At 71.1% G+C, this 22,385-nt stretch carries 24 protein-coding genes; 13 read left to right on the top strand and 11 right to left on the bottom strand.

Going from position 1 to position 22,385, the window contains the following annotated elements:
- Positions 1–217 precede the first annotated feature (217 nt).
- Positions 218–871: an HNH endonuclease family protein gene (locus tag QWU11_RS31760; RefSeq protein ID WP_290118155.1), complete on the top strand. Its 654-nt coding sequence runs from the start codon at positions 218–220 to the stop codon at positions 869–871.
- Positions 872–923: 52 nt separating this feature from the next.
- Here QWU11_RS31760 and QWU11_RS31755 read toward each other — a convergent pair whose 3' ends face one another.
- The 6 genes from QWU11_RS31755 to glmS all read right to left on the bottom strand — a co-directional run bounded on the left by QWU11_RS31755 (position 924) and on the right by glmS (position 6,420).
- Positions 924–1,067: a hypothetical protein gene (locus tag QWU11_RS31755; protein WP_290118154.1), complete on the bottom strand. Its 144-nt coding sequence runs from the start codon at positions 1,065–1,067 to the stop codon at positions 924–926.
- 87 nt (positions 1,068–1,154) lie between these two features.
- Positions 1,155–2,108 carry an NlpC/P60 family protein gene (locus QWU11_RS31750; protein WP_290118153.1) on the bottom strand — a complete coding sequence of 318 codons (954 nt, stop codon included), beginning with the start codon at positions 2,106–2,108 and terminating at the stop codon, positions 1,155–1,157.
- Positions 2,105–2,587, bottom strand: coding sequence for a poly-gamma-glutamate biosynthesis protein PgsC/CapC (locus QWU11_RS31745; RefSeq protein ID WP_290118152.1), 483 nt, complete (start codon positions 2,585–2,587; stop codon positions 2,105–2,107). Before QWU11_RS31745 ends, QWU11_RS31750 begins: the two co-directional genes overlap by 4 nt.
- A 10-nt stretch (positions 2,588–2,597) precedes the next feature.
- Positions 2,598–3,776 (bottom strand): poly-gamma-glutamate synthase PgsB, encoded by a 1,179-nt coding sequence (gene pgsB, locus QWU11_RS31740; RefSeq protein ID WP_290118151.1) that lies wholly within the window; start codon positions 3,774–3,776, stop codon positions 2,598–2,600.
- Positions 3,777–4,016: 240 nt separating this feature from the next.
- A complete protein-coding gene (locus tag QWU11_RS31735) occupies positions 4,017–4,547 on the bottom strand; it encodes a DUF1697 domain-containing protein (RefSeq protein WP_290118150.1) in 531 nt (176 codons plus the stop codon).
- A 4-nt stretch (positions 4,548–4,551) separates the two neighbouring features.
- Positions 4,552–6,420: a glutamine--fructose-6-phosphate transaminase (isomerizing) gene (gene glmS, locus QWU11_RS31730; RefSeq protein ID WP_290118149.1), complete on the bottom strand. Its 1,869-nt coding sequence runs from the start codon at positions 6,418–6,420 to the stop codon at positions 4,552–4,554.
- A gap of 176 nt (positions 6,421–6,596) precedes the next feature.
- Between glmS and coaA the strand changes: the two genes are divergently transcribed.
- Positions 6,597–7,535 (top strand): type I pantothenate kinase, encoded by a 939-nt coding sequence (gene coaA, locus QWU11_RS31725; RefSeq protein WP_290118148.1) that lies wholly within the window; start codon positions 6,597–6,599, stop codon positions 7,533–7,535.
- On the opposite strand, the gene QWU11_RS31720 is transcribed toward coaA, so the two are convergent.
- Entirely contained in the window at positions 7,532–8,917 is a 1,386-nt protein-coding gene (locus tag QWU11_RS31720) for an MFS transporter (RefSeq protein WP_290118147.1), read from the bottom strand. The genes coaA and QWU11_RS31720 overlap by 4 nt on opposite strands.
- Positions 8,918–9,019: 102 nt before the next feature.
- Here QWU11_RS31720 and QWU11_RS31715 point away from each other — a divergent pair, with 102 nt between their 5' ends.
- The 10 genes from QWU11_RS31715 (at position 9,020) to tsaD (ending at position 17,596) form a co-directional block, all read left to right on the top strand.
- Positions 9,020–9,889, top strand: a complete 870-nt coding sequence (locus QWU11_RS31715; protein ID WP_290118146.1) for a helix-turn-helix transcriptional regulator — start codon at positions 9,020–9,022, stop codon at positions 9,887–9,889.
- 41 nt (positions 9,890–9,930) lie between these two features.
- Positions 9,931–10,287: a holo-ACP synthase gene (locus tag QWU11_RS31710; RefSeq protein WP_290118145.1), complete on the top strand. Its 357-nt coding sequence runs from the start codon at positions 9,931–9,933 to the stop codon at positions 10,285–10,287.
- Between the two features lie 14 nt (positions 10,288–10,301).
- On the top strand, positions 10,302–11,846 hold the full coding sequence (locus QWU11_RS31705; protein WP_290118144.1) for an NAD(P)H-hydrate dehydratase: 1,545 nt from the start codon (positions 10,302–10,304) through the stop codon (positions 11,844–11,846).
- A 46-nt stretch (positions 11,847–11,892) separates the two neighbouring features.
- Positions 11,893–13,026, top strand: a complete 1,134-nt coding sequence (alr, locus tag QWU11_RS31700) for an alanine racemase (protein WP_290118143.1) — start codon at positions 11,893–11,895, stop codon at positions 13,024–13,026.
- The gene (locus QWU11_RS31695) at positions 13,023–14,093 is read left to right on the top strand and encodes an alpha/beta hydrolase (protein WP_290118142.1); all 1,071 of its coding nucleotides are present in this window, start codon (positions 13,023–13,025) and stop codon (positions 14,091–14,093) included. The genes alr and QWU11_RS31695 overlap by 4 nt, the downstream gene beginning before the upstream one ends.
- Positions 14,090–14,536, top strand: a complete 447-nt coding sequence (tsaE, locus tag QWU11_RS31690) for a tRNA (adenosine(37)-N6)-threonylcarbamoyltransferase complex ATPase subunit type 1 TsaE (RefSeq protein ID WP_290118141.1) — start codon at positions 14,090–14,092, stop codon at positions 14,534–14,536. The genes QWU11_RS31695 and tsaE overlap by 4 nt, the downstream gene beginning before the upstream one ends.
- Before the next feature lie 142 nt (positions 14,537–14,678).
- Positions 14,679–15,404 (top strand): hypothetical protein, encoded by a 726-nt coding sequence (locus QWU11_RS31685; RefSeq protein ID WP_290118140.1) that lies wholly within the window; start codon positions 14,679–14,681, stop codon positions 15,402–15,404.
- A gap of 35 nt (positions 15,405–15,439) precedes the next feature.
- Positions 15,440–16,102, top strand: a complete 663-nt coding sequence (tsaB, locus tag QWU11_RS31680; RefSeq protein WP_290118139.1) for a tRNA (adenosine(37)-N6)-threonylcarbamoyltransferase complex dimerization subunit type 1 TsaB — start codon at positions 15,440–15,442, stop codon at positions 16,100–16,102.
- 11 nt (positions 16,103–16,113) lie between these two features.
- Entirely contained in the window at positions 16,114–16,560 is a 447-nt protein-coding gene (gene rimI, locus QWU11_RS31675) for a ribosomal protein S18-alanine N-acetyltransferase (protein WP_290118138.1), read from the top strand.
- A 4-nt stretch (positions 16,561–16,564) separates the two neighbouring features.
- Positions 16,565–17,596 carry a tRNA (adenosine(37)-N6)-threonylcarbamoyltransferase complex transferase subunit TsaD gene (gene tsaD / locus QWU11_RS31670; protein ID WP_290118137.1) on the top strand — a complete coding sequence of 344 codons (1,032 nt, stop codon included), beginning with the start codon at positions 16,565–16,567 and terminating at the stop codon, positions 17,594–17,596.
- Between the two features lie 4 nt (positions 17,597–17,600).
- Here tsaD and QWU11_RS31665 read toward each other — a convergent pair whose 3' ends face one another.
- From QWU11_RS31665 to QWU11_RS31650, 4 genes are all read right to left on the bottom strand, one after another.
- Positions 17,601–18,524, bottom strand: a complete 924-nt coding sequence (locus tag QWU11_RS31665) for an aminoglycoside phosphotransferase family protein (protein ID WP_290118136.1) — start codon at positions 18,522–18,524, stop codon at positions 17,601–17,603.
- Positions 18,525–18,725: 201 nt separating this feature from the next.
- The gene (locus tag QWU11_RS31660) at positions 18,726–19,970 is read right to left on the bottom strand and encodes a hypothetical protein (protein WP_290118135.1); all 1,245 of its coding nucleotides are present in this window, start codon (positions 19,968–19,970) and stop codon (positions 18,726–18,728) included.
- Between the two features lie 162 nt (positions 19,971–20,132).
- Positions 20,133–20,348 carry a zf-TFIIB domain-containing protein gene (locus QWU11_RS31655; RefSeq protein ID WP_290118134.1) on the bottom strand — a complete coding sequence of 72 codons (216 nt, stop codon included), beginning with the start codon at positions 20,346–20,348 and terminating at the stop codon, positions 20,133–20,135.
- Positions 20,349–20,471: 123 nt separating this feature from the next.
- A complete protein-coding gene (locus QWU11_RS31650) occupies positions 20,472–21,713 on the bottom strand; it encodes an SAM-dependent methyltransferase (RefSeq protein WP_290118133.1) in 1,242 nt (413 codons plus the stop codon).
- A 296-nt stretch (positions 21,714–22,009) separates the two neighbouring features.
- On the opposite strand from QWU11_RS31650, the gene groES reads away from it, so the two are divergent.
- Positions 22,010–22,324 carry a co-chaperone GroES gene (gene groES, locus QWU11_RS31645; RefSeq protein WP_221640436.1) on the top strand — a complete coding sequence of 105 codons (315 nt, stop codon included), beginning with the start codon at positions 22,010–22,012 and terminating at the stop codon, positions 22,322–22,324.
- Positions 22,325–22,385 lie beyond the last annotated feature (61 nt).

Below are 22,385 nucleotides of genomic sequence, written 5' to 3'. Positions count from 1 at the left end.
GTCACTCCAGAGCAGTAGACGCACCCCCCTTAGGGATGAGAAATGGTGCGTCCGTTCGGCTATCCGACCTGAGGCACCGTGACCGCGTTGCGGCGTGTCTTCCGAGATGAGCGCTTTGCATGCATAGATCCGTATATAACGGGCATGGCAGCGCCAAAAAATCTTGGACGGTGGGGATATGCCAGTACCGCGGCGAGTAAGCGTCAAGGTCACCTCGGTGCTCGTTTCGGTCTTCGTGGCCGCTGGATGTGCCGGCAACGTGTCACTGAACGGGGATGACCCGTCGAGTTCTCACTCGGGAAAGTCGTCGTCGAAGAAAGCGGGCAAGGGCAACGAGGGAACGGCGCGCAAAGAGCTGTCCGGGCTCAAGGAGTCCGCCGGGGGGTCGATGAGCGGCTACAGCCGAGATGAGTTCGGGCCGGCCTGGAAGGACGTCGACCACAACGGCTGCGACACCCGGGACGACATCCTCTCCCGGGACCTCACCGACGTGAAGAAGCGCGACAAGTGCACGGTGATCTCCGGCAGGCTGGACGACCCGTACACCGGTAAGGACATCACCTTCGCCAAGGCGCACGCGATCGACGTGCAGATCGACCACGTCTTCCCGCTCGGCCTCGCCTGGAGAATGGGCGCCAAGGACTGGACCGAGGACAAGCGCAGCCAGCTCGCCAACGACCGCGACAACCTGCTGGCCGTCTCGTCCCGGCCGAACGAGCAGAAGAGCGACAAGGGCCCGTCGGAATGGCAGCCGCCCAAGGCGTTCGAGTGCACGTACGCGGAGAAGTTCATCGGGGTGGCCGATGAGTACCACCTGTCGGTGACCCACGCGGACCACACCGAGCTGGGCGACATGCTCGACACCTGCTGAGCGCGTGAAAAAGGGGCGCCCCGGCTTCGGGGCGCCCCTTTTTCGTCGGTCGTCAGTCGTCCGAACGCCGTCCCGCCCCCGGCCGGCCCTTGTTCGAAAGGCCGAGCAGACGGGCGAAGACCCGGAAGGGCAGGACGAGAACGTTCACCGTCGTGGCGACGATCGCGCGAAGTGCTGCGATGATGCGGCCCGCCATCAGACTCTCCTTCACTGTCCGTGGCAGTTGTCCCTACCCGGTGTCCGGGTTTTACACGGCGGCCGGGGCCGGGCGGCGCCCGGAATGTCAGAGGCGCCGGGCGACCCGCAGGTGGCGGGCGTAGTACCCGTCGCCGTCCAGGACGGCCGCGCCGCCCGCGTCGCCGAACGTCGGTCCGTCCGCGCGCATCCGAGACGACACGTACCGGCGGTGTCCCTCTTCGTCGCGGCCCAGGTAGAACCCCATGTGAGCGATCCGGGTACGGGAGTGCAGCGCGAAGAACACCAGGTCACCGGGTTGCAGATCGCTCAGGTCCGTGAGCTGGTCCGGCCCGCCGTCCGCGATGACGACGCCCGGCGCGCCGGCGGCCATCGAGCGGGAGAACCGGCCCAGGCCGTCCGCGTGCGGCTCGGTGTCGGCGTACAGCGGGACGCCCATGTCGTGGCCGTAGACGAGCCGTACGTATCCGGAGCAGTCCAGGTCACGGCGCAGCCGCGGGTCCGGCCGCAGGCCACCCCAGGGGACGCCGAGGTAGTCGTTCCAGTCCGCGCCGCGCACCCGATGCTCCTCGTCCTCGGTGTACGGCCCGAACCCCGCCTCGTCCGTGCCGCCGGTGACGTACCGCATCGCGTCGGCCAGCAGGTCCGGTGAGGCGTCGGCGACCTCGTGGGCGAACCAGGTGCGGAACGCGGCGCCGTCCTGCCGGCCGAACCGCCACGCCGTCGGCGCCAGGCGGACCCAGGCGTCGGTGCGGACCGGCGCGGCGGCCTGCGGGTCGGTGAACGTCCGGGTCCGGGCGCGGAACACCACGGTGCGGGCGCCCTCGGTGAACGTGGCGACCAGGTGGTCGCGCTCGTCGTAGACGGCCGTACGATCCGGGTGGCGGGAGCGGATGTAGCGGTACCCGGGCAGCAGCGGGCGGGCCGACTGCGCGACGTGGCGCCGCTCCTTCGCCGAGACGATCGCGTGGTTCATCGTCGGCACCAGCGCGATGACCGCCACACCGGCCACCGTCACGAGCGCGATGATCAGCCTCCTCACGAGAGCGCGACCCCCAGGGTGAGCATGACGCACGTCGCCGCGGCGACGGAGACCAGTGACACGACCGTGGGCAGGACCCTCTGCTTGTCGATCTGGTAGGCGATCAGGCCCGGCACGACGAGGCCGAGGGTGTTGTGCGGGAAGAAACCGGGGAGCCGGCCGCGCAGGGTGAGGAACAGGGCGACCTCGATCAGGACCGCCACCAGCACGGTCGCCGCGAACAGGCGCTTGCCGTACAGGATCGCGTGGCGCCGCAGCACCTTCATCACCGCGTACGTGACGGCGGTCGTGAGGACGCCGATGATGAGGGTCTTGGGCCACTCGACGACCGTGAGGGCGAGCCAGCCCGGGACGATCAGGCCGCCCGGAGACAGGTTGGTGAGCAGGTAACAGATCAGAGCACCGAGCAGGCCCATCGCCAAGATCACTACGGACAGGGTCGGGCCGACGTCGATGCCGACCGCGGGTATGAGCGTCAACGGGGGTCTCCTAGTTCACAGAACCCATGCCGAGGGCGTCGAGCAGGTGCTCTCCCCGGCCGTGGATATTGCCGATCATGAGCAGGGTCGTGGCCGGCCGCAGCCGCGTGGCCATGTGTTCCAGCAGCGCCGGGCCGGTGTGGTCCTCGCCGCCCAGGTCGACGACGCGGGGCTGGTGCGACGGCGAGATCGCCCGGAGCGCCGAGCGGGTCGGCGAGCCGATCAGGTACACCTGTGACGGGTCGATCGTCGAGACGATCTCGCCCATCTGCGCGTTGCGCTCCATCCGGTCGGGCCGGCAGTTGATGACGACCTGGACGTCCCGGCCGTCCAGGTTCAGCAGGTCGACGTTCATCAGGGTGGACTGGGGGTCGTTCGCGGCGAACAGGTTCACCGCGTCCAGTTCGGCGCCGCCGATCCGGCGGCGCTCGACGCGCAGCACGCCCGGGTCCGGCGGCGCGGCGTACATCCCGGCGAGCGCCTCACGACGGGGCACGCCGAGGTAGCCGGCCACCGCGAGCGCGAGCACGACGTTCTCCTTGAACGTCACCCACCCGAAGCCGGCCATCTCCGCGTCGGTGACGTTGTCCGGGTTGACCTGGACCACCATGCAGTTCCGCCGCAGCGCCTCGTGCGCCAGGACGTCGAAGTGCTCGCGCTCGGTGGTGAAGCACACCCCGCCCCGCGGCATCGACCGCGACAGCGACCGCGCGATGTCGGGCAGCGTCGGGCCCATCTCCTCGACGTGGTCCTCACGGACGTTCGTGATGACGCCGATCGTGGAGCGGATGAGCTTGTTCTGGTTGAGCTCCTGCAGGTCCGGCTGGACCGCCATGCACTCGACCACCAGGAACGTCGTGTCGAGCTCGGCCGCACGCCGTACGACGCCGACCTGCTCGATGACGTTCACCACTCCGAACCTGCGCTCGATGGGCGTCTCGGTCGCGTCCGGAGCGATGAACCGCGCCGCGGACCCGGTGGTCTTCGCGACGACCGTACGGCCCTGGGTGCGCAGAGCGCCCGCGGTCAGCCGGGTGACCGAGCTCTTGCCGCGGATTCCGTTCACCATGATCCGCACCGGGATCCGATCGAGGTTGCGGGTATGGCGCAGCTGCTCGGCGACGAGCCAGGCGACCACGGCGAGGACACCGGCCGCGAGCAGCAGATAGAAGACCCAGACGATGGACATGCGTGGCGCTCCTTGCCCCCGTGGCCGGGGAGCGGTCGACGAGAACTTGCATGAGGGACTTGCCGGAGTCCAGGCCGCGTTCACCCGCCGCTCGACAAGGGGTGAGCCCGGGGGAGCACCGAGAGATCAGGCCTGGGTGGCCCTGGCCGCCCGTGTGTAGGACGCGCGGGTCCGGCGGGTGGTTACTTGCCGTGCTTGAACCGTTACGTCATCCCCGGATTCGGGGATGCGCCGCGAGGCTCAGCGGCCGGCCATCGCCAGCAGGCTGGTGACCGTCTTCCAGTTGCGCATCGTGGCCGGCACCTTGAGACGGCGGCCGAGCGCCACGGGCAGTTTCGCGCGGCCGATGCCGTTCGGCAGGTCGAAATAGAGCTCGCGCTCGCCGGCCCGCATCTCCTCGGGCGCGAAACCGGCGAGGTCCAACCCGCCCAGCCAGTCCGGCGCGGGCGGTTCGAGCAGGAACAACACCGTGTACTTCGCCGGGTCGCCGACCAGCATCGGGTTGCGTTCGACCACGTCGCGCAGCTCGTCGGCGGTCCGCAGAATGACCTCGGTGGTGAGCCCGAGCTCGGCTTCGAGCCGTTCTTCGACGTCCGCGGCGACGCGTGCGGCCCGCGGCTCGCCGGCGGTGAAGACCGCGTTGCCGCTCTGGAGGTAGGTCGTGACGTCGGAGTACCCCATGCCGCCGAGGAGGTCGCGCAGCGCGGGCATGGCGACCTTCTTGTGGCTGCCGAGGTTCACCGCGCGCAGCAGCGCCACGTAACGCGTCACGGCCTCACTCCACCGTGACCGACTTGGCGAGGTTGCGCGGCTGGTCGACGTCGTGCCCCTTGGCGGTGGCCAGCTCGCAGGCGAAGACCTGGAGCGGCACGGTCGCCACCAGCGGCTGCAGCAGCGTCGGCACGGCCGGCACCCGGATGAGCGTGTCCGCGTACGGGGCGACCGCCTCGTCGCCGTCCTCGGCGATCACGATGGTCCGCGCGCCGCGGGCCCGGATCTCCTGGATGTTGGAGACGATCTTGTCGTGGAGGATCGGCCGGGCGCGGGACGGCACGATGACCACGACCGGCAGGCCCTCCTCGATCAGCGCGATCGGGCCGTGCTTCAGCTCTCCGGCGGCGAACCCCTCCGCGTGCATGTACGCGAGCTCCTTGAGCTTCAGCGCGCCCTCCAGCGCCACCGGGAAGCCCACGTGGCGGCCCAGGAACAGCACGCAGCGCTCGCCGGCGAGCGACCGGGCCAGCTCGCGTACGGGCTCGATCGTCTCCAGGACCTGCTCCACCTTCTGCGGCATCGTGCCGAGGAGCTGGATCATGGCGAACACCTCGTCGCCCCACTTGGTCCCGCGTACCTGCGCGAGGTAGAGCGCGATCAGGTAGACGGCGATCAGCTGGGTGAGGAACGCCTTGGTGGAGGCGACCGCGATCTCGGGACCGGCGTGGGTGTAGAGCACGCCATCGCACTCGCGTGGGATGGTCGAGCCGTTGACGTTGCAGATGCCGAGCACGCTGGCGCGCTGCTCACGGGCGTGCCGTACGGCCATCAGCGTGTCCATCGTCTCGCCGGACTGGGAGATCGCGATGACCAGCGTGGAGCGCGTCAGGATCGGGTCGCGGTAGCGGAACTCGCTGGCCAGCTCGATCTCGCAGGGGAGCTGTGTCCAGTGCTCGATGGCGTATTTCGCGATCATTCCCGCGTGGTACGCCGTGCCGCACGCCACAATGATGATCTTGTCGATGTCGCGGAGCTCGTCGTCGGTCAGCCGCATCTCGTCCAGGCTGAGCCGGCCGTCCGCGCCGATCCGGCCGAGGAGGGTGTCGGCGACCGCGCTCGGCTGCTCGGCGATCTCCTTGAGCATGAAGTAGTCGTGGCCGCCCTTCTCCGCGGCGGAGACGTCCCAGTCGACGTGGTAGTCCTTCACCTCCGCCGGCGTGCCGTCGAACCCGGTGACCGTCACCCCGCCGGGGCGCAGCTCCACGATCTGGTCCTGGCCCAGCTCGATCGCGTCGCGGGTGTGGGCGATGAAGGCCGCGACGTCGCTCGCCAGGAAGTTCTCGCCGTCGCCCACGCCGACGACCAGCGGTGAGTTGCGGCGTGCCCCGACCACGAGGTCCGGCTCGCCGGAGTAGATCGCCACGAGGGTGAACGCACCCTCCAGCCGTACGCAGACCTTGCGCATCGCGTCGGCCAGCCCGGCGCCCTTGGCCACCTCCTCCTCCAGCAGGTGGGCGACGGCCTCGGTGTCGGTGTCGGAGGACAGCTCGTGGCCGCGGCGTTCGAGTTCGAGCCGGAGCGCGGCGAAGTTCTCGATGATGCCGTTGTGCACGACCGCGACGGCGCCGGTGCAGTCGACGTGCGGGTGGGCGTTGCGGTCGTTCGGCGGGCCGTGGGTGGCCCAGCGGGTGTGGCCGATACCAGAATGGGCGCCGTGCGCCTCGTCGTCCGCCCCGCCGGGAGGTTGCGTGCCCGCGAGTGCGTCCCTCAGATTGACCAGCTTGCCGGCGCGCTTGGTCACCGAGAGCTTGCCGTCGAAGGCGACGGCCGTACCGGCCGAGTCATAGCCCCGGTATTCGAGCCTGGCGAGGCCCTCGACCACGACGTTCAGGGCCGACTGCGAGCCGACGTACCCTACGATTCCGCACATGCGGGCCACAGTAATGGCTCCAGGTGAACGGGTAGACCACCGCCGCGCCCACTCTCGTGACCGTACGCCGTGCCCATTCGGGCGATGTCGGGGGAGACCGTGCCGATGACAATCCGTTATCGGTCATTAACCTTATGAATCGCCGCAAAATGCGGCGTCCGACTAGGGTCCTGGTCATGACGAGCACCGCGGGCGGCACGCCCAGCCCGTACGTCGAGCTCGACCGTGACGCGTGGCGCGCGCTGCGGGCCGACACGCGAATGGCGCTCTCCTCCGACGACCTGGACGAGATCCGCGGCCTGCTCGACCCGACCGACATCGACGAGGTCGAGGAGGTCTACCTGCCGCTGGCGCGGCTGCTCCGGCTGTTCGTCGCCGGCGACGGCCGGCTGCGCGACACGGTCGGCGCATTCCTCGACGAGACCGTCGCACCGACGCCGTTCATCATCGGCATCGCCGGCAGTGTGGCGGTGGGAAAGTCCACGGTCTCCCGGCTGCTGCGGACCCTGCTCGCGCGCGGGCCGGAGCGGCCGGTGGTCGACCTGGTCAGCACGGACGGCTTCCTCTATCCGAACGCGGTCCTCAACGAGCGGGGGCTGATGCAGCGCAAGGGCTTTCCGGAGTCCTACGATCGGCGCGCGCTGCTGAAGTTCGTCTCGGAGGTCAAGGCGGGCGTTCCCGAGGTCTCCATGCCCGTGTACGAGCCGCTGCTCTACGACATCGTGCCCGGCGCCCGGCAGTTCGTACGGCGGCCCGAAATCCTGATCGTCGAGGGCCTCAACGTCCTGCAGAGCGCCAAGCCGGGCGGCCTGGCGCTCTCGGATCTGTTCGACTTCTCGATCTACGTCGACGCGCGGGTGAACGACATCCGCCAGTGGTACGTCGACCGTTTCTTCGCCCTGCGCCGTACGATCTTCACCGACGAGCGCTCCTACTTCCACCCGTACGCGCAGGTGGACGAGGAAGAGGCGGCGGCCCAGGCGGAGAGGTACTGGCGGGACATCAACGAGGTCAACCTCGTGGCCAACATCCTGCCCACCCGCGCCCGCGCCACCCTCGTGCTGAACAAGGACCGCGACCACCGCATCCAGCGCGTACGGCTGCGCCGGATCTAGAGCGAGCGCCGGCGCAGCAGGGGTACGGCGCAGCAGGCGGCGAGGGCGGCCGTGGCCCCCAGCGCCTCACTTGTGATCGTCAGGGCGTGCCCGGTCGGCGGCGCGACGCTGAGGAACAGCGTCCCGAAGGTCGCCACGCCCACCACCTGGCCGAGCTGGTTCGTCATCACCAGCAGGCCGCTGGCGTCGGCCGCGTCCTCCACGGCCACGTGCGTGAGGGCGATCGAGATCAGCGGGCTGAACGCCGCGCCGAGGCCGAGGCCCGCGACCCCCATCGCGACCTCCAGCCACACGCCGCCGGACTCGAACCGCGCCAGGCCGAGATAGCCGAGGCCGGCCACGATCATGGCGAGCGGGATCATGGGGCGGTGCCAGGCGGCCGGCATGCGCCGCCAGTTCAGGCTGGACAGCGCGAAACCGCCCGCCCCCGGGATGAAGAACAGGCCGGCGTGCAGCGGCGTGTAGCCGAGATCGCCCTGCAGGTGAAGGGCGAGGCTGAACAGGAACCCGCCGAAGGTGCACATGCACAGGAAGATCGTCGCGACCCCGGCGCGCATGCCCGGCGCGCCGGCCACGCGGCCGGGGATCAGCGGTGAGGCCGCCCGGCGCTGCAGGACCGCGAACACCGCGAAGATGACGACGCTCGCCCCGAGCATCACCCAGCCCCACACCGGCCAGTCCTCCTCGTGCCCGAGCACGAGCGGCACGACGAACAGCAGCACGGCCGCCGAGAGGCTGACCAGGCCCGGCAGGTCGAGCCCGCGGCCGCGCTCGCCGCGGTCGCCGGGCAGCGCACGCCGCCCGGCGACGAGCAGCACCAGCCCGATCGGGACGTTCACCAGGAACACGGGCCGCCAGCCGGTGCCGAGGAGATCGGCGCTGACCAGGACGCCGCCGACGACCTGGCCGACGACCGCGCCGCCGGCCAGTACCGCCCCGTACACGCTGAGCGCGCGGGCCCGCGCGGCGCCGGTGAAGTTGCGCTGGATGAGGCTCATGACCTGCGGCACCATCAGCGCCGCGCCCGCTCCCTGGATGAAGCGGAAGGCGATCAGCAGGCCGGTCGACCCGGCCAGGCCGCAGGCCAGCGAGGCCGCGGTGAAGAGCGCCAGGCCGCCCTGGAAGGCGGCGCGGTGCCCGAGGATGTCACCGAGGCGCGCCCCGGTGATGAGGAGCATGGCGTAGGCGATGGTGTAACCGGCGATGACGAGCTGGAGGCCGGCACCTGAGGCGTGCAGGTCGGCACGGATGGTCGGCGCGGCGACGTTGACGACCGAGACGTCGAGGATCGCCATGAACTGGCCGACCAGAATGATCGTGAGCAGCCGGCCTAGCCGGACCGGTGTACGGGACGCGGGTGCGTCGAGGGTGATCTGGGCCATGCCGACGAGCCTGCGGCCGCGCGGGTACTCGTGGTGAGAGCCCCTTGATACTGGTGTTGACAGCACCTGGCACGCCGGCCCGGTCCGGGTGAGGATGAGAGCGTGACCGTGACCACCCACCAGCGCCGTACCGAGCTCGCCGCGTTCCTGCGCAGCCGCCGCGGCCGCATCACGCCCGCCGACGTCGGCATGCCCGGCGGCACCCGGCGGCGCACACCGGGGCTGCGCCGTGAGGAGGTCGCCCAGCTCGCCGGGGTCGGGATCACCTGGTACACCTGGCTGGAGCAGGGCCGGCCGATCAACGTGAGCGTGCAGGTGCTCGAGGCGATCGCCCGCACCCTCCGGCTCGACCAGGCCGAGTACGAGCACCTCTTCCGCCTCGCCGGCATCCCTTCGGTGACCGTGCCGGCCGCCCACGACCGGCTCGAACCCGAGGTCCAGACCGTCCTCGACACCATCCGCGACCTTCCGGCCGCCGTGATGAACAGCCGCTACGACGTCCTCGCGTGGAACGCCGTGTACGCCGCGATGTGGCCGCGGATCGGCCAGGGCAAGCGGGGCACCAACCTGCTCTGGTCCATGTTCCTCACGCCCGGGTGCTGCAGCACGTTCGTCAACTGCGAGCAGGAGCTGCCGCAGATGGTCGCGACCTTTCGCACGTCGTTCGGCGGCCATCTCGGCGAGCCCGCGTGGAGCGAGCTGGTCCAGCGGCTGTCCGCGGCCAGCCCGGCGTTCGAGAAGATGTGGGCGGCGCACGACGTCGCGGTCCCGACGACGAGAGTGAAGGTCTTCCGGCACGCCGCCGTCGGTGTGGTGCGGATGTCGGTGGTGAGCTTCGCGGTCATGGCGACCCCGGAGACGCGCATGGCCGTCTACACCCCGGCGGACGTGGAGAGCCGCGAGCGGCTGGACTGGCTGATCGAACACCCCGACGCGCCCGCCATCGACCCCTCGCACACCCACGCCTGCTGAGCCGCTCCCGTCGCGCAGGTCACGGGCGTTAACCTGAACTCGTGATCGTCGGAGTGGGGATCGACGTCGTGGACCTCGCCCGGTTCGCCCGATCTCTCGAACGTACGCCCGGCCTGGCCGTCCGTCTCTTCACCGAAACCGAGCGCGGGCTCCATCCGCGCTCCCTCGCCGCCCGGTTCGCGGCGAAGGAGGCGCTCGCGAAGGCGCTGGGTGCGCCGGGCGGGCTGGAGTGGACCGACGCGGAGGTGCGCAAGGCCGCGGACGGGCGGCCGAGCCTGCACGTCGAGGGCACGGTGGCCGCGGCGGCGGCACGGCTCGGCGTCACCTCCTGGCACATCTCGCTCAGCCACGACGGCGGCGTCGCCGTCGCCGTCGTGATCGCGGAGCACATCGACTGACGAGGGGATCGAGCATGCGGAACGCGCACGAGGTGGCCAAGGTCCGCGCCGCGGAGCGGGAGCTGATGGCGCGGCTGCCCGAGGGCGCGCTCATGCGGCGGGCCGCGGCCGGTCTCGCCTCGGTGTGCGTCCGGCTGCTGGTGAGCGGGCGGGCCGGGGTGATCGGGCCCGGCGAGGGCGTGTACGGCTCGCGGGTGGCGTTGCTCGTGGGCGGCGGTGACAACGGCGGCGACGCGCTGTACGCCGGGGCCTCGCTCGCCCGGCGCGGGGCGCGGGTGACCGCGCTCCTCGCCGGTTCGAAGACCCACGAGGGCGGGCTCGCCGCGCTGCGGGCGGCCGGCGGCCGGTCCGTCGACGCGACCGACGCCGCCGACGTGACCGGCACGAGCGCCGTCACCGAGATCGAGGCGGCCGACCTGATCATCGACGGGATGCTCGGCATCGGCGGCCGCGGTGGGCTGCGGGAGCCGCACGCCACCCTGGCCGGGCACGCCGCGCGGGCGATCGCGACCGTCGTGGCCTGCGACCTGCCCAGCGGCGTCGACGCGGACACCGGCGTGGTGACCGGCGCCGCCGTGCGCGCCGACGTGACGGTCACCTTCGGGACGTACAAGCCGGGGCTGTTCGTGGACCCGGGCGCCGCGCATGCGGGCGTGGTCGAGCTGGTCGACATCGGGCTCGGGCCGTACCTGGACGATCCGGACGTCTGCCTGGCGCAGGCGGCCGACGTCGACCTGTGGGTGCCGCGCCCGGAGAGAGAGTCCAACAAGTACCGCCGGGGCGTGCCGGGCGTCGTGGCCGGCAGTGAGACCTTCACCGGGGCCGCCGTCCTGTCGGTCGGCGGAGCCCTGCACGGCGGCGCCGGCATGGTGCGCTTCGCCTCGGCCGAGCACTCGGCCGAGCTGGTCCGCCACCGCTGGCCCGAGGCCGTGACCACGGTCGTCGGCGAGTCGCTCGGCGAGGTCGGGCGTGTGAACGCCTGGGTCGCCGGGCCCGGCCTCGGCACCGACGAGCGCGCCGAGGCGCTGCTCGCCGAGGTGCTCGGCAGCGACCTGCCGGTGCTCATCGACGCCGACGGCCTCACCGTCGTGGCGCGCCGCCGCGATCTGCTGTGGCGTGACGCGCCGACCGTGCTGACCCCGCACGCCGGGGAGCTGGCCCGGCTGCTGGACGACACCGACGCCGACCAGGTCGAGGCCCGGCGGCTGGAGCACGTACGGCGGGCCGCCGAGGAGCTCGGCTCGACCGTGCTGCTCAAGGGCTCCACCACCGTGATCGCCGAGGTGGGACGCGCGGTCCGGGTCAACCCGACCGGCACGCCACGGCTGGCGACGGCGGGCAGCGGCGATGTGCTGTCCGGCCTGATCGGCGCCTTCCTGGCGGCGCGCGTGCCCGCGATGGACGCCGCCGCGGCCGGGGCGTACCTCCACGGCCTCGCGGGGCGGCTCGCCACCGCCGGGCCGGCCCGCGACGACGCATCCGGAGATCGCGACGCGCCGATCACCGCGTACGACGTGATCGAGGGGCTTCCGGAGGCCTTCCGCACGCTCTGCGGCTGAGCCGCGAATGACCCCGGGGCTGGTCAGACGCTGCCACACTTGACTCATGAGCGTTACCACGGCGGTCCAGGTCGATCTTGCGGCGATCCGGCACAACGTCGCGTCGCTGCGCGAGAGCGCCGGCGACGCCGGCCTGATGGCCGTCGTCAAGGCGGACGGCTACGGCCACGGCATCATCCCGGCCGCCCGCGCGGCGGTCGCCGGCGGCGCCTCCTGGCTGGGCGTGGCCACGCTGGACGAGGCGCGGAACCTGCGCCGGGCGGGCATCGACGTCCCGCTCCTGTGCTGGCTGTACGCGCCTGGAGAGCGGTTCGACGACGTCATCGCGGCCGGGGTCGACCTGTCGGCGGCGTCCGCCGGACAGGTCGCCGAGATCACCCAGGCCGCCGGGCGCGCCGGCCGGCCGGTCCGGCTGCACCTCAAGGCCGACACCGGGCTCTCCCGCGGCGGCGCGACCCCGGGCGACTGGCCCGCGCTGGTCGACGCCGCTCTGCGCGCGCAGGCCGAGGGGCTCGCCACCGTCGTCGGCCTCTGGTCGCACTTCGCCTGCGCGGACGAGCCCGGTCACCCGTCGATCCCGGCGCAGCTCGGGGTGTTCGACGACGCCGTCGAGCTCGCCGAGAAGGCCGGCGTACGGCCGGAGGTGCGCCACATCTCCAACTCCGCCGCCACCCTGACCCTGCCGGAGGCCCGGTACGACCTCGTACGGCCCGGCATCGCGGTCTACGGCCTCGATCCCATCCCGGCCCTCGGGCCCGCGCGACGGCTCGGCCTGCGCCCCGCCATGACGCTCACCGGGCGGCTGGCCCTGGTCAAGCGGGTCGGCGCGGGTGCGGGCGTGTCCTACGGCCATCGCTACACCACAGCGGCGGAGACGACGCTCGGCCTCGTGCCGCTCGGGTACGCCGACGGCATCCCGCGCCTCGGGACCAACCTCCTCCAGGTTCAGGCGGCCGGAAAGAGACGGCGTATCGCCGGCACCGTCTGCATGGACCAGTTCGTCATCGACGTCGGCGACGACGCGGTCGAGGCGGGCGACGAGGTGATCCTCTTCGGGCCGGGAGATCAGGGCGAACCCACCGCGCAGGACTGGGCGGAGATGCTCGGCACGATCTCATATGAGATCGTCACCAGGATCGGAGCCCGGATCCCGCGCACTTACGGTGGAGAGACGGAATGAACAAGAAGCGAGTCGGCCTCGTCGGTGCCGCGATCGGTACCGTCGGCGTCGGAGTCGGCGCGGCGGTGGCCGCGCGCAGATACGCCGTCGGCCGTGACCGGCTGCGGCCCGACCCCGACCGGGGAGAGCCGTTCGGCGAGCTGCGGGGGCGCCCGCAGACCGTCGTGGCGACGGACGGGGTGCCGCTGCACGTCGAGGTGGACGGGCCGGACGACGCGCCCCTCACCGTGGTCTTCAGCCACGGTTACGCCCTCACTCAGGACTCCTGGCACTACCAGCGCCGGGACCTGGCGCGCGAGGGCGGTGTGCGGATGGTCTTCTGGGACCAGCGCAGCCACGGAAGGTCCGGGCGCAGCGACCACGCCAACGCCACCATCGACCAGTGCGGCGAGGATCTCCTCGCGGTGATCGAGGCGACCGTCCCGGCGGGCCGGCCGATCGTGCTCGTCGGCCACTCGATGGGCGGCATGACGATCATGGCCCTGGCCGACCGTCACCCGGAGCTGTTCGGCGAGCAGGTCGTCGGCGTCGCCCTGGTCAACACCTCCTCGGGCCGGCTCGCCGAGCTGACGCTCGGCCTGCCGGAGTCGTTCGGCAAGGTCTTCCGCGCCACGGTGCCCGGCGTGGTCCGCGGCATCCGCAGGAGCGGCAAGATCATCGATCAAGGCCGCCGGATCGGCGCGGACATCGCGTTCATCGTCACCCGCCGCATCGCGTTCGCGGACAAGGAGGTGAGCCCCTCGATCGTGGAGTTCCTGGAGCGGATGATCGGCTCCACCCCCACGGACGTGATCGCGGAGTTCTACCCGACCCTCGCCGCGCACGACAAGCTGGCCGCCCTCGACGTCCTGCGCGAGTTGCCCGCCGTGGTCGTGGTCGGCGACGCGGACCGCCTGACGCCGCCCGCCCACGGGCGGGCCATCGCGGCGGCCCTGCCGGACGCGGAGCTGATCGAGATCGCCGACGGCGGCCACGTCGTCATGCTCGAACACCCCGGCCTGGTCACGGACGCGCTCGCGAGCCTGGTCGAGCGGGTCCGCCCCGTCGCCGAGGAGCGGTCGGCATGAACGCTCCCGAGGAGATCAGGGTCCCCACCGGCGAGGCGATGCGCGACCTGGGTCGCCGGCTGGCCGGCACACTGCGCGCCGGCGACCTAGTGCTGCTGTCGGGGCCGCTCGGCGCGGGTAAGACCACGCTGACCCAGGGCCTGGGCGACGGCCTGGAAGTACGCGGCCCGATCACCTCCCCGACCTTCGTCATCGCCAGGGTGCACCCCGCGCTGGCGGGCGGCCCGGCGCTCGTGCACGCGGACGCGTACCGCCTCGGCGGCCTGGACGAACTCGACGATCTCGACCTCGACCTGCAGGACGCGGTGACCGTGGTCGAGTGGGGCGGTGGCATCGCCGAAGGGCTCTCGGAGGACCGCCTCGAGATCGTCATCGAGCGCGGAGAGACGGAGGAACGTACGGTCACGCTGACCGGCGTGGGACCTCGGTGGGCGACCCTGTGATCATGTTCGGTCGCCGTGGGTGACCTCGGGATTTCTTTTGCCCGACCTAGATCGATCCAGTAGACGATCTTGCCGTAGCCTCTTCCCTTAAACCTCATGTTCCCGGCATTTCACTCTACTTTCCCTTCAGAAGGGAGATCCGGTGAGCGTTCATCGCCATGCCGCCCGCCCGGCCAGGCGTCGTGGCCGCTTCGTCGCCGCCGGATGCGCGGCCGCCGTCCTCGTCGTGGCGCTCGGCGCCATCGCCTGGGGCTCCGGCATCGGCCGCGACCGCGCCAGTGCGGTACCCAGCCGTGCCGCGAGCGCCGAGAACTCCCCGATGAGCACGCTGCAGGGCTCCGAGCGGGAAGTCGTGCCCAGCGCCTGCGACACCCTCGGCAAGAGCGTCGCCGACAAGCTCGCCCCCGGCGCGGACCGCAGCGCGACCGTCGCCAACCAGTCCGACCAGCACAGCGAGTGCTCCTGGGGCCTGTACGGCGCGTCCCGTAGCCGTCAGCTCAACGTCGAACTGCGTGCCATCGGGGCCGGCGACGGCACGTCGGGCACCGGCGTGGCGACCAAGACGTTCGAGGACGAGTGGCGCTCCGACCGCGCGGGCAACGACCTCGCGGACAGCGCCAAGGTGCGTGACAGCCGAGGCGTCACCGGAGTCGGCGAGCAGGCCTACGTCGTCTACACGGTCGACAGCGGCGCCCGCGTCGGCGAGGCGATCGCCAACGCGCGACTCGCCAACGTCCTCATCACCGTCCACTACTCCGGCGGCGACCACCGCGACACCAAGGGCACGCCCCTTTCCTCAGGCGCGGCCACGGACGGTGCCTTGCTGGCGGCACGCGACGTGGTCTCCAAACTCGAGTCGCACTCGTAACTCGCAGTGGCCGTCGCGCGCTACGCTCTGGGATCGTGCTGGTCTTGGCTTTCGACACCGCGACCGCCGCGGTCACCGTCGCGCTGAGCGAGTGGTCCCCGGGCCATTCGCCACGCCTGCGCGCCGAGTCCAAGGTGGTCGACCGCCGCAGGCACGCGGAGGTCCTCATCCCGGCGATCGACACCGCGCTCAACGAGGCGCAGGTCGACCGCGCGGAGCTGTCCGTGATCGCCGTCGGCGTGGGTCCCGGTCCCTACACCGGCCTGCGGGTCGGTCTCGTGACGGCGCGCTCGCTCGGCGCGGTCCTGAAGATCCCGGTGCACGGCGTCTGCACCCTCGACGCGCTCGCCTGGGAGTCCCGGCGCACCGAGCCGTTCGTAGTGGCCACCGACGCGCGGCGCAAGGAGGTCTACTGGGCGCGGTACGACTCCGCGACGGTCCGCATCTCCGGGCCTTCGGTCGGCAAGCCCGCCGAGGCCGCCGTACCCGGCCTGCCGGCCCTCGGCGAGGGCGCGCTGATCTACCCCGACGTGCTCAAGGGCGAGCCGCCGACGTCGCCGTCGGCCGCCGCGATCGCCGAGCTGGTCGTCTCGCGCCTGTCCGGTGGCCCCGGCCCCGAGCTGCTGCCGCCCGAGCCGCTCTACCTGCGTCAACCCGACGCCCGCGAGCCCGGGCCGCGTAAGCGGGTGACGTCGTGAAGGTCCGTCAGATGACCCTCGACGACCTGCCCTGCGTGCTGGAGCTCGAGAACCGGCTGTTCACCGACGACGCCTGGTCGGAGGACACCTATCGCATCGAGCTGGCCGACACCGGCGGCACCCGGCATTACCTCGTCGCCGAGGACGGCGACCTCCTCGCCGGCTGGGCCGGGCTGGCCGCGGCCGGGGGCCAGGGCGACGTGCTGACCATCGGCGTACGGCCGGAGCTGCAGGGGCGCGGGATCGGCTCGCTACTGCTCACCGCGCTGCTCGACGAGGCCACCGTGCGCCAGTGCGGCGAGGTGTTCCTCGACGTACGCGCCGACAACGACCGGGCGCGGCAGCTCTACGAGCGGTTCGGCTTCACGGCCGTCGGGGTGCGCAAGCGCTACTACATGCCGTCCGGAACGGACGCGATCGTGATGATGCGCGAGTCGCGCCCGCGCGGCGAGGAGTGAGGACATGAGTCACGAGCCGCTGGTTCTCGGCATCGAGACGTCGTGCGACGAGACCGGCGTGGGCATAGTCCGGGGCCACACGCTGCTCGCCGACGCGATCGCCTCCAGCGTCGACGAGCACGCCAGGTTCGGCGGCGTCGTGCCGGAGGTGGCCTCCCGCGCCCACCTGGAGGCGATGACGCCGACCGTGGACCGCGCGCTGAGCGAGGCCGGGGTGACCCTTGAGGACATCGACGCGATCGCCGTCACGGCCGGTCCCGGGCTCGCCGGGGCGCTGCTCGTCGGCGTCGCCGCCGCCAAGGCGTACTCCCTGGGCCTGGACAAGCCGCTGTACGGCGTCAACCACCTCGCCGCGCACGTGGCCGTCGACCAGCTCGAACACGGGCCGCTGCCCAAGCCGTGCGTGGCCCTGCTCGTCTCCGGCGGCCACTCCTCGCTGCTCCTCGTGCCCGACGTCGCCGCCGACGTGCGCCCGCTGGGCGCCACGGTCGACGACGCGGCCGGAGAGGCGTTCGACAAGGTCGCGCGCGTGCTCGAGCTCGGCTTCCCCGGTGGCCCCTACATCGACCGCGCCGCGCGGGCCGGCGACCCCGGCTCGATCTTCTTCCCGCGCGGCAAGTACGACGACGGCACCTACGACTTCTCCTTCTCCGGGCTGAAGACCGCCGTGGCCCGCTGGGTCGAGTCGCGCGAGCGCGCCGGCGAGCCGGTTCCGGTCGCCGACGTCGCGGCGGCGTTCCAGGAGTCGGTGGTCGACGTGCTCACCAAGAAGGCCATCGCCGCCTGCAAGGACAACGGCGTCTCCCACCTGCTCGTCGGCGGCGGCGTGGCGGCCAACTCACGGCTGCGGGCGCTCGCTCAGGCGCGCTGCGAGGCCGCCGGCATCGTGCTGCGGGTGCCCCGGCCCAAGCTGTGCACCGACAACGGCGCGATGGTGGCGGCGCTGGGCGCGGAGCTGGTGGCCGCCGGCCTGGCGCCCTCGGCGCTCGACCTGCCCGCCGACTCGTCGCTGCCGATCACCGAGATCCTCGTCTGAGGACTCAGGACCGTACGCTCGGCGCGCCCAGCTCGATGAGCGCACGCTCCAGGAAGTCTTCCAGCGCGGGCACCTCGGCCGGCGTGATCGGCCGGCCGGGCTGCTCGGGCAGCAGGTCGAGCACGGTGCGCAGGTCCCAGTAGGGGTTATGCCGATAACCGCCGGAGACCTGGTCGAACGCGCCCAGGAACGCGTCGGCGGTCTTCACACCGTAGCGCAGCGTGAGGCTGCACCGCATGTGCGCGATGTCGATGGCGACCGGGCCGTGTGAGGCGCCCGACCAGTCGACGATGCCGGTGAGGCGGCCGTACGCCCACAGCGTGTTGTCCGGGTGGTAGTCGCGATGGATGAAGCGCGGCGTGGCGCCGGGCGCCGGGCCCGCGGCGATGTCGAAGGCGCGCTCCCAGAGCGTCGTGCGCCGGGCGTTGAGCGGTGGCAGGCGCACGTCGAGATGGTTGTAGGGGCGGTAGGGCGGCATGGTCGCACCGCCGCCGATCGCGTGCACCGACAGCAGGGCGGCGGCGAGCTGGATGAGGTATTCGGGCAGCTCGTGGTTGCCCGGCCGCGGCGGGTGGCCCGGCAGCCGTGTGATCAGCAGGGTGGGCGTCTCGCAGTGCGCTCCGGAGGGGTCCGCGGCCACCAGTGACGGGGTGGGGATCTCACAACCGGCGAGCAGCGTCAGCGCGGCGATCTCGCGCTCCGGGGAGAATTCGATGTCGATGTCCGGCCACGCGGCCGACGCCCAGCGGCGCAGAACGAGCCGGTGCACGGTGCCGGACCGGCTTTCCGCGAGCAGCGCGTGGTTGACGTGGGACAGCCCGCCGAGCAGCGGCCGCACCATCTTCACCTCACTGCCCCGGCCGAGGCATTCTTCGACCCACCGCAGCGTGGCATCGCTGGGCGGCTCGGAGAATCCGGGGAACGTCACGGGACCCATCCAAACGGATTCCGAACCGTATCGGGAGTGATTTTATCAATACGGACCCGCCTGAACGGCATGTCATTGCCGCGCGACGATCTACTTGGGATCTCCATGGTCAATAAATCCCCGCAAATTACGATTAAGCATACGTACTACTTAAACCGCATGGAAATGGCCGCTCCAGGACATTTGGAGCGGCCATCCCGATCACTCCTTGCTCTCCCGGCGCGGCCGGAAGAGGGCTTCGGCGAGCGCGAGCATCGTCTCCTCCAGCGTGATGAGCCGTTTCATGAGGTCCTCGTGGACCGAGGACATGCGCTTGGTCATCTCCTGCTGCGCGCCGTCGACCTTCTTGCCGACGTCGTCGTGTACGCCGCCGACCTGCCGCAACAGGTCCTCACGCAGGATCTCGATGTGCTTCGTGAGGTCGGCTCGGGACGACTCGATGATCTTCGACAGGGTCTCCTCGGTCTCGTCGCGGTCGGGCCGGGCCCGTAGCTCGTCGACGAGCGGGTCGATGGCCTCGGCGAGCCGCTTCTCCAGAGCGTCGAAGCGGTCCGTGGGATCGATGAACGGCCGGTCGCCGATGGCGGCGAGCTTACGGTGCAACTCGCCTATCTCCAGGGTGACCGGAAGCTGGCCGATGCGCTGATTGACGCCGTCGACGCGGTCGTCGACCCCCTCGATCTTGGCCTCGAGCCCCTGGAAGTGGCCCTCGACGCCCTTGAGCTTGCCTGACAGGCCCTCGACGCGGCCGTCGATGCCGTCGAGGCGGCCCCCGACGCCCTCGACCCTGCCGTTGACCGCGTCGAGGCCCTGCTCGACGCGCTCGGCCATGTCGCTGAGCGACTGGTCGACCTTGCCGGCCACGCCGTTGATCTGGTGTTCGAGCTTCTCGGACCGGTGGCCCAGGTCGGCGAGCGTCTTGTCGAGTCGGTTGAAGCGTACGGACGCGGCCTCCATGGTGCCCGCGAGCCGGTCGAGGCGCTTGGTCAGGTCGTCCATCTGCTGCGCGGCGCGCAGCGTGGCGTCGGTGATGCTCTTGCTCGAGTCGAGCACGGTCTGGATACGGGAGAGACCCTCGTCGACGTTCTCTGCGATCACGCCGACGTCGGCCCAGAGTGAGGGCAGCTCGGCGACCGGTTTGACCTTTTCGCCGACGGACTCGATGTGCTCGGCCAGCCCCTCGGCCCATTCCGGAGGCTTGCCGTACAGCTCGTCGACCTGGCCACGGACCGAGTCGAGTTGGGTCGTCAGGCCGGTGAGCTCGCGCTCCCGTACCTCGCGGAGCAGCCACTCGATGCCTTCGAGCCGCTGATGGATCTCGTCGAGGACCTGACCTGTCGAGCGCTGCTCGTAAACATGATCTTGAGCAGCGCGGGCCAGCAATTCCCGCATTCGGTCCGAGACCGGTTGACCTCCTGTCTGCAGGAAGTTGTGATTGGTGTCCACCCGGGGAGCTCCTTCGTTTTGCCGGGTCGCCGGCCTGCGCGCGAAAAATGGCAGTGGCGTGCGTCGCGAAGGGACACTCTAATGAGCCGACCATGGTCATCGGGGCTAAGCAAAGAAATTCAGGGAAAAGAGATCCTTATCCCGGAGTAGCGGAATGCCGCTTTAGTCGCGGCGGTGGCGGCCTTCGTATGGCGCCGGCATCGCATGCGCGTTCATCGGGGCCGGCATCAAGGTGCCGCGTCCGATGAGACGGTCCAGCTCGCCACGGCCGAGGAACACTCCACGGCAGGCGGCGCACTCCCGCAGCGCGACGCCGCCGCGCTGGAAACTGACCATTCCGGCGCCGCACTTGGGACATTGCAGCACGGCGTCGGCCATCGTCGTTCCCCATTTCCCCCGTGCGCCCGGCAGGGCGCGCCTCGTACCCACGCGCCCCCGGCGCGGATTCCGCGTGCTGCCAAGAGTAGTCAGCCCAATACGGCAATAGTCGCAGTGTTTGCCTTAGGGTGGCGTGTCTTCTGCAGTGACATGGTGTCGGAGACCCGAACAGATGAGTGCGACCGGCGCGTCGCCGACCCGGGTCAGAACAACGACACACTCGCGCGAACCGGCCGGACGTAGGTCGCGCCGCAGCCGTTCGATGTCGGCGGCGAAACCGCGTTTCTTGATCGTCAAGGTGCCGGCGTCGTACGCGCGCAGGGCGGCCCGCAGTCGTTTGACCGAGAAGGGCAGCACGTCGTGGATCTCATAGGCGCGCGCGAAAGGCGTGACACCTAGCGAGTCGGAGGTGATGTAGGCGATGCGAGGATCGGCCAGCGCGCCCTCGATCGTCGCCGCGACCTCGCCGACGAGATGGGCGCGGACGACCGCGCCGTCGGGTTCGTACAGATAACGCCGCCAGCCGCTCACCGGCGGAGTCTCGAACCGGGCGTCGGCCACCATCGTGGCCGGTTCCGCGCCGTCCCGTAGCACGGTCGCCCGGCGCAGCGTCGCGTCCGGCCCCGCGCCGGACAGGCCGCCGAGCCAGAGCGCGGCCTCCTTCACGTTTCCGCCGTCGGAGATCCACTCGGCCTCGGCGCCGGGCGGCACCGCGTCGTGCGGGATGCCCGGGGCCACCTTCACGCACGCCGCCGGGGCGGCGCCGGCGAGGCCGAGCACCGTGGTGAGCGGGGGCTCGTACGCCTCGGGGTCGAACACCCGGCCGCGCGCGGTGCGCCGTCCCGGGTCGGCGAAGACCGCGGCGTGGCCCCGTGGGTCCTCGGCGACCGCGTCGCCGGCGCGTACGGACGCCGAGTCCTGCAGGCCGAACGCCGCGAGGTTCGCGCGGGCGACGACCGCGGTCAGCGGGTCGAGGTCGACGCCGAGGCCGCGGCAGCCGGCCCGCCCCCGTGCGACCAGGTCGCCGCCGATCCCGCAGCCCAGGTCGAGCACGGTGTTCGTGTCATCGCCGAGGTGGGCGGCGTAGCGGCTGGCCCGGTGCCGGGCGACGCTCGCCCTGGTGGCCTGCTCCAGCCCGGCAGGCGTGAAGTACATGCGGTCGGCCTCGGCCCCGAACTTCGCGCGTGCGCGCACCCGCAGGCGTACCTGGGTGAGAGCGGCGCCGACCAGCTCGGGAGAGTGGCGGGCGCGCAGCCGTGACGCCGTCGCGAGCAGCGCACTCTCGGAGACGTCGGCCGCGCCCACCTCGCCGAGCAGCGCCTGGCCGCCGGGGGTGAGCAGGCCTTCGAAAGCCGCGATGTCCACCCGTTGAAGGTAGCGATGCCCGCGACCCCCTGGTACCGGGAGCACGAGGCCGCGGCCCGTGTCGCGGCGGTCGACAAGATCAGGTCGAAGGACCAGGTCACGGGACTCGGAGGCCCTCGTGTTGACGGGTACCCGGCCACGGCATAATCTCCATGACTGGCACTCTCATCATGCGAGTGCCAATCAAGCGACAGGCTGGTCTGGCACCCGCGACGGCAGGCCACCATGGTCGCGTCTCCAACATGCGGCTGGCCGCTTCGGTCGGCCGAGGATACGCAATCGAAGGGGAAGGTCAGATCGTGTCGACCGCCACCAAGGTTGTTCTCAAGCCGCTCGAGGACCGCATCGTCGTCCAGCCCCTCGAGGCCGAGCAGACAACTGCATCAGGTCTGGTGATTCCGGACACCGCCAAGGAGAAGCCCCAGGAGGGGACCGTCCTTGCCGTAGGCCCGGGTCGCTTCGACGACAAGGGCGAGAAGCGCGTGCCGCTCGACGTCAAGGTCGGGGATGTCGTGCTTTACAGCAAGTACGGCGGCACCGAGGTCAAGTACAACAACGAGGACTACCTCGTGTTGTCCGCTCGCGACGTGCTCGCCGTCGTCGAGAAGTAACAACTGAACAGAGATGCACCGCCCCGGTCGGCCCCCACGGGCGGCCGGGGCTGTGTGCGTC

It is taken from the genome of Actinomadura sp. DC4, assembly GCF_030406325.1.
Lineage (GTDB): Bacteria > Actinomycetota > Actinomycetes > Streptosporangiales > Streptosporangiaceae > Actinoallomurus.
The sequence above is the reverse complement of the archived record's forward strand: the minus strand, read 5'-3'. Positions and strand labels throughout refer to the sequence as shown.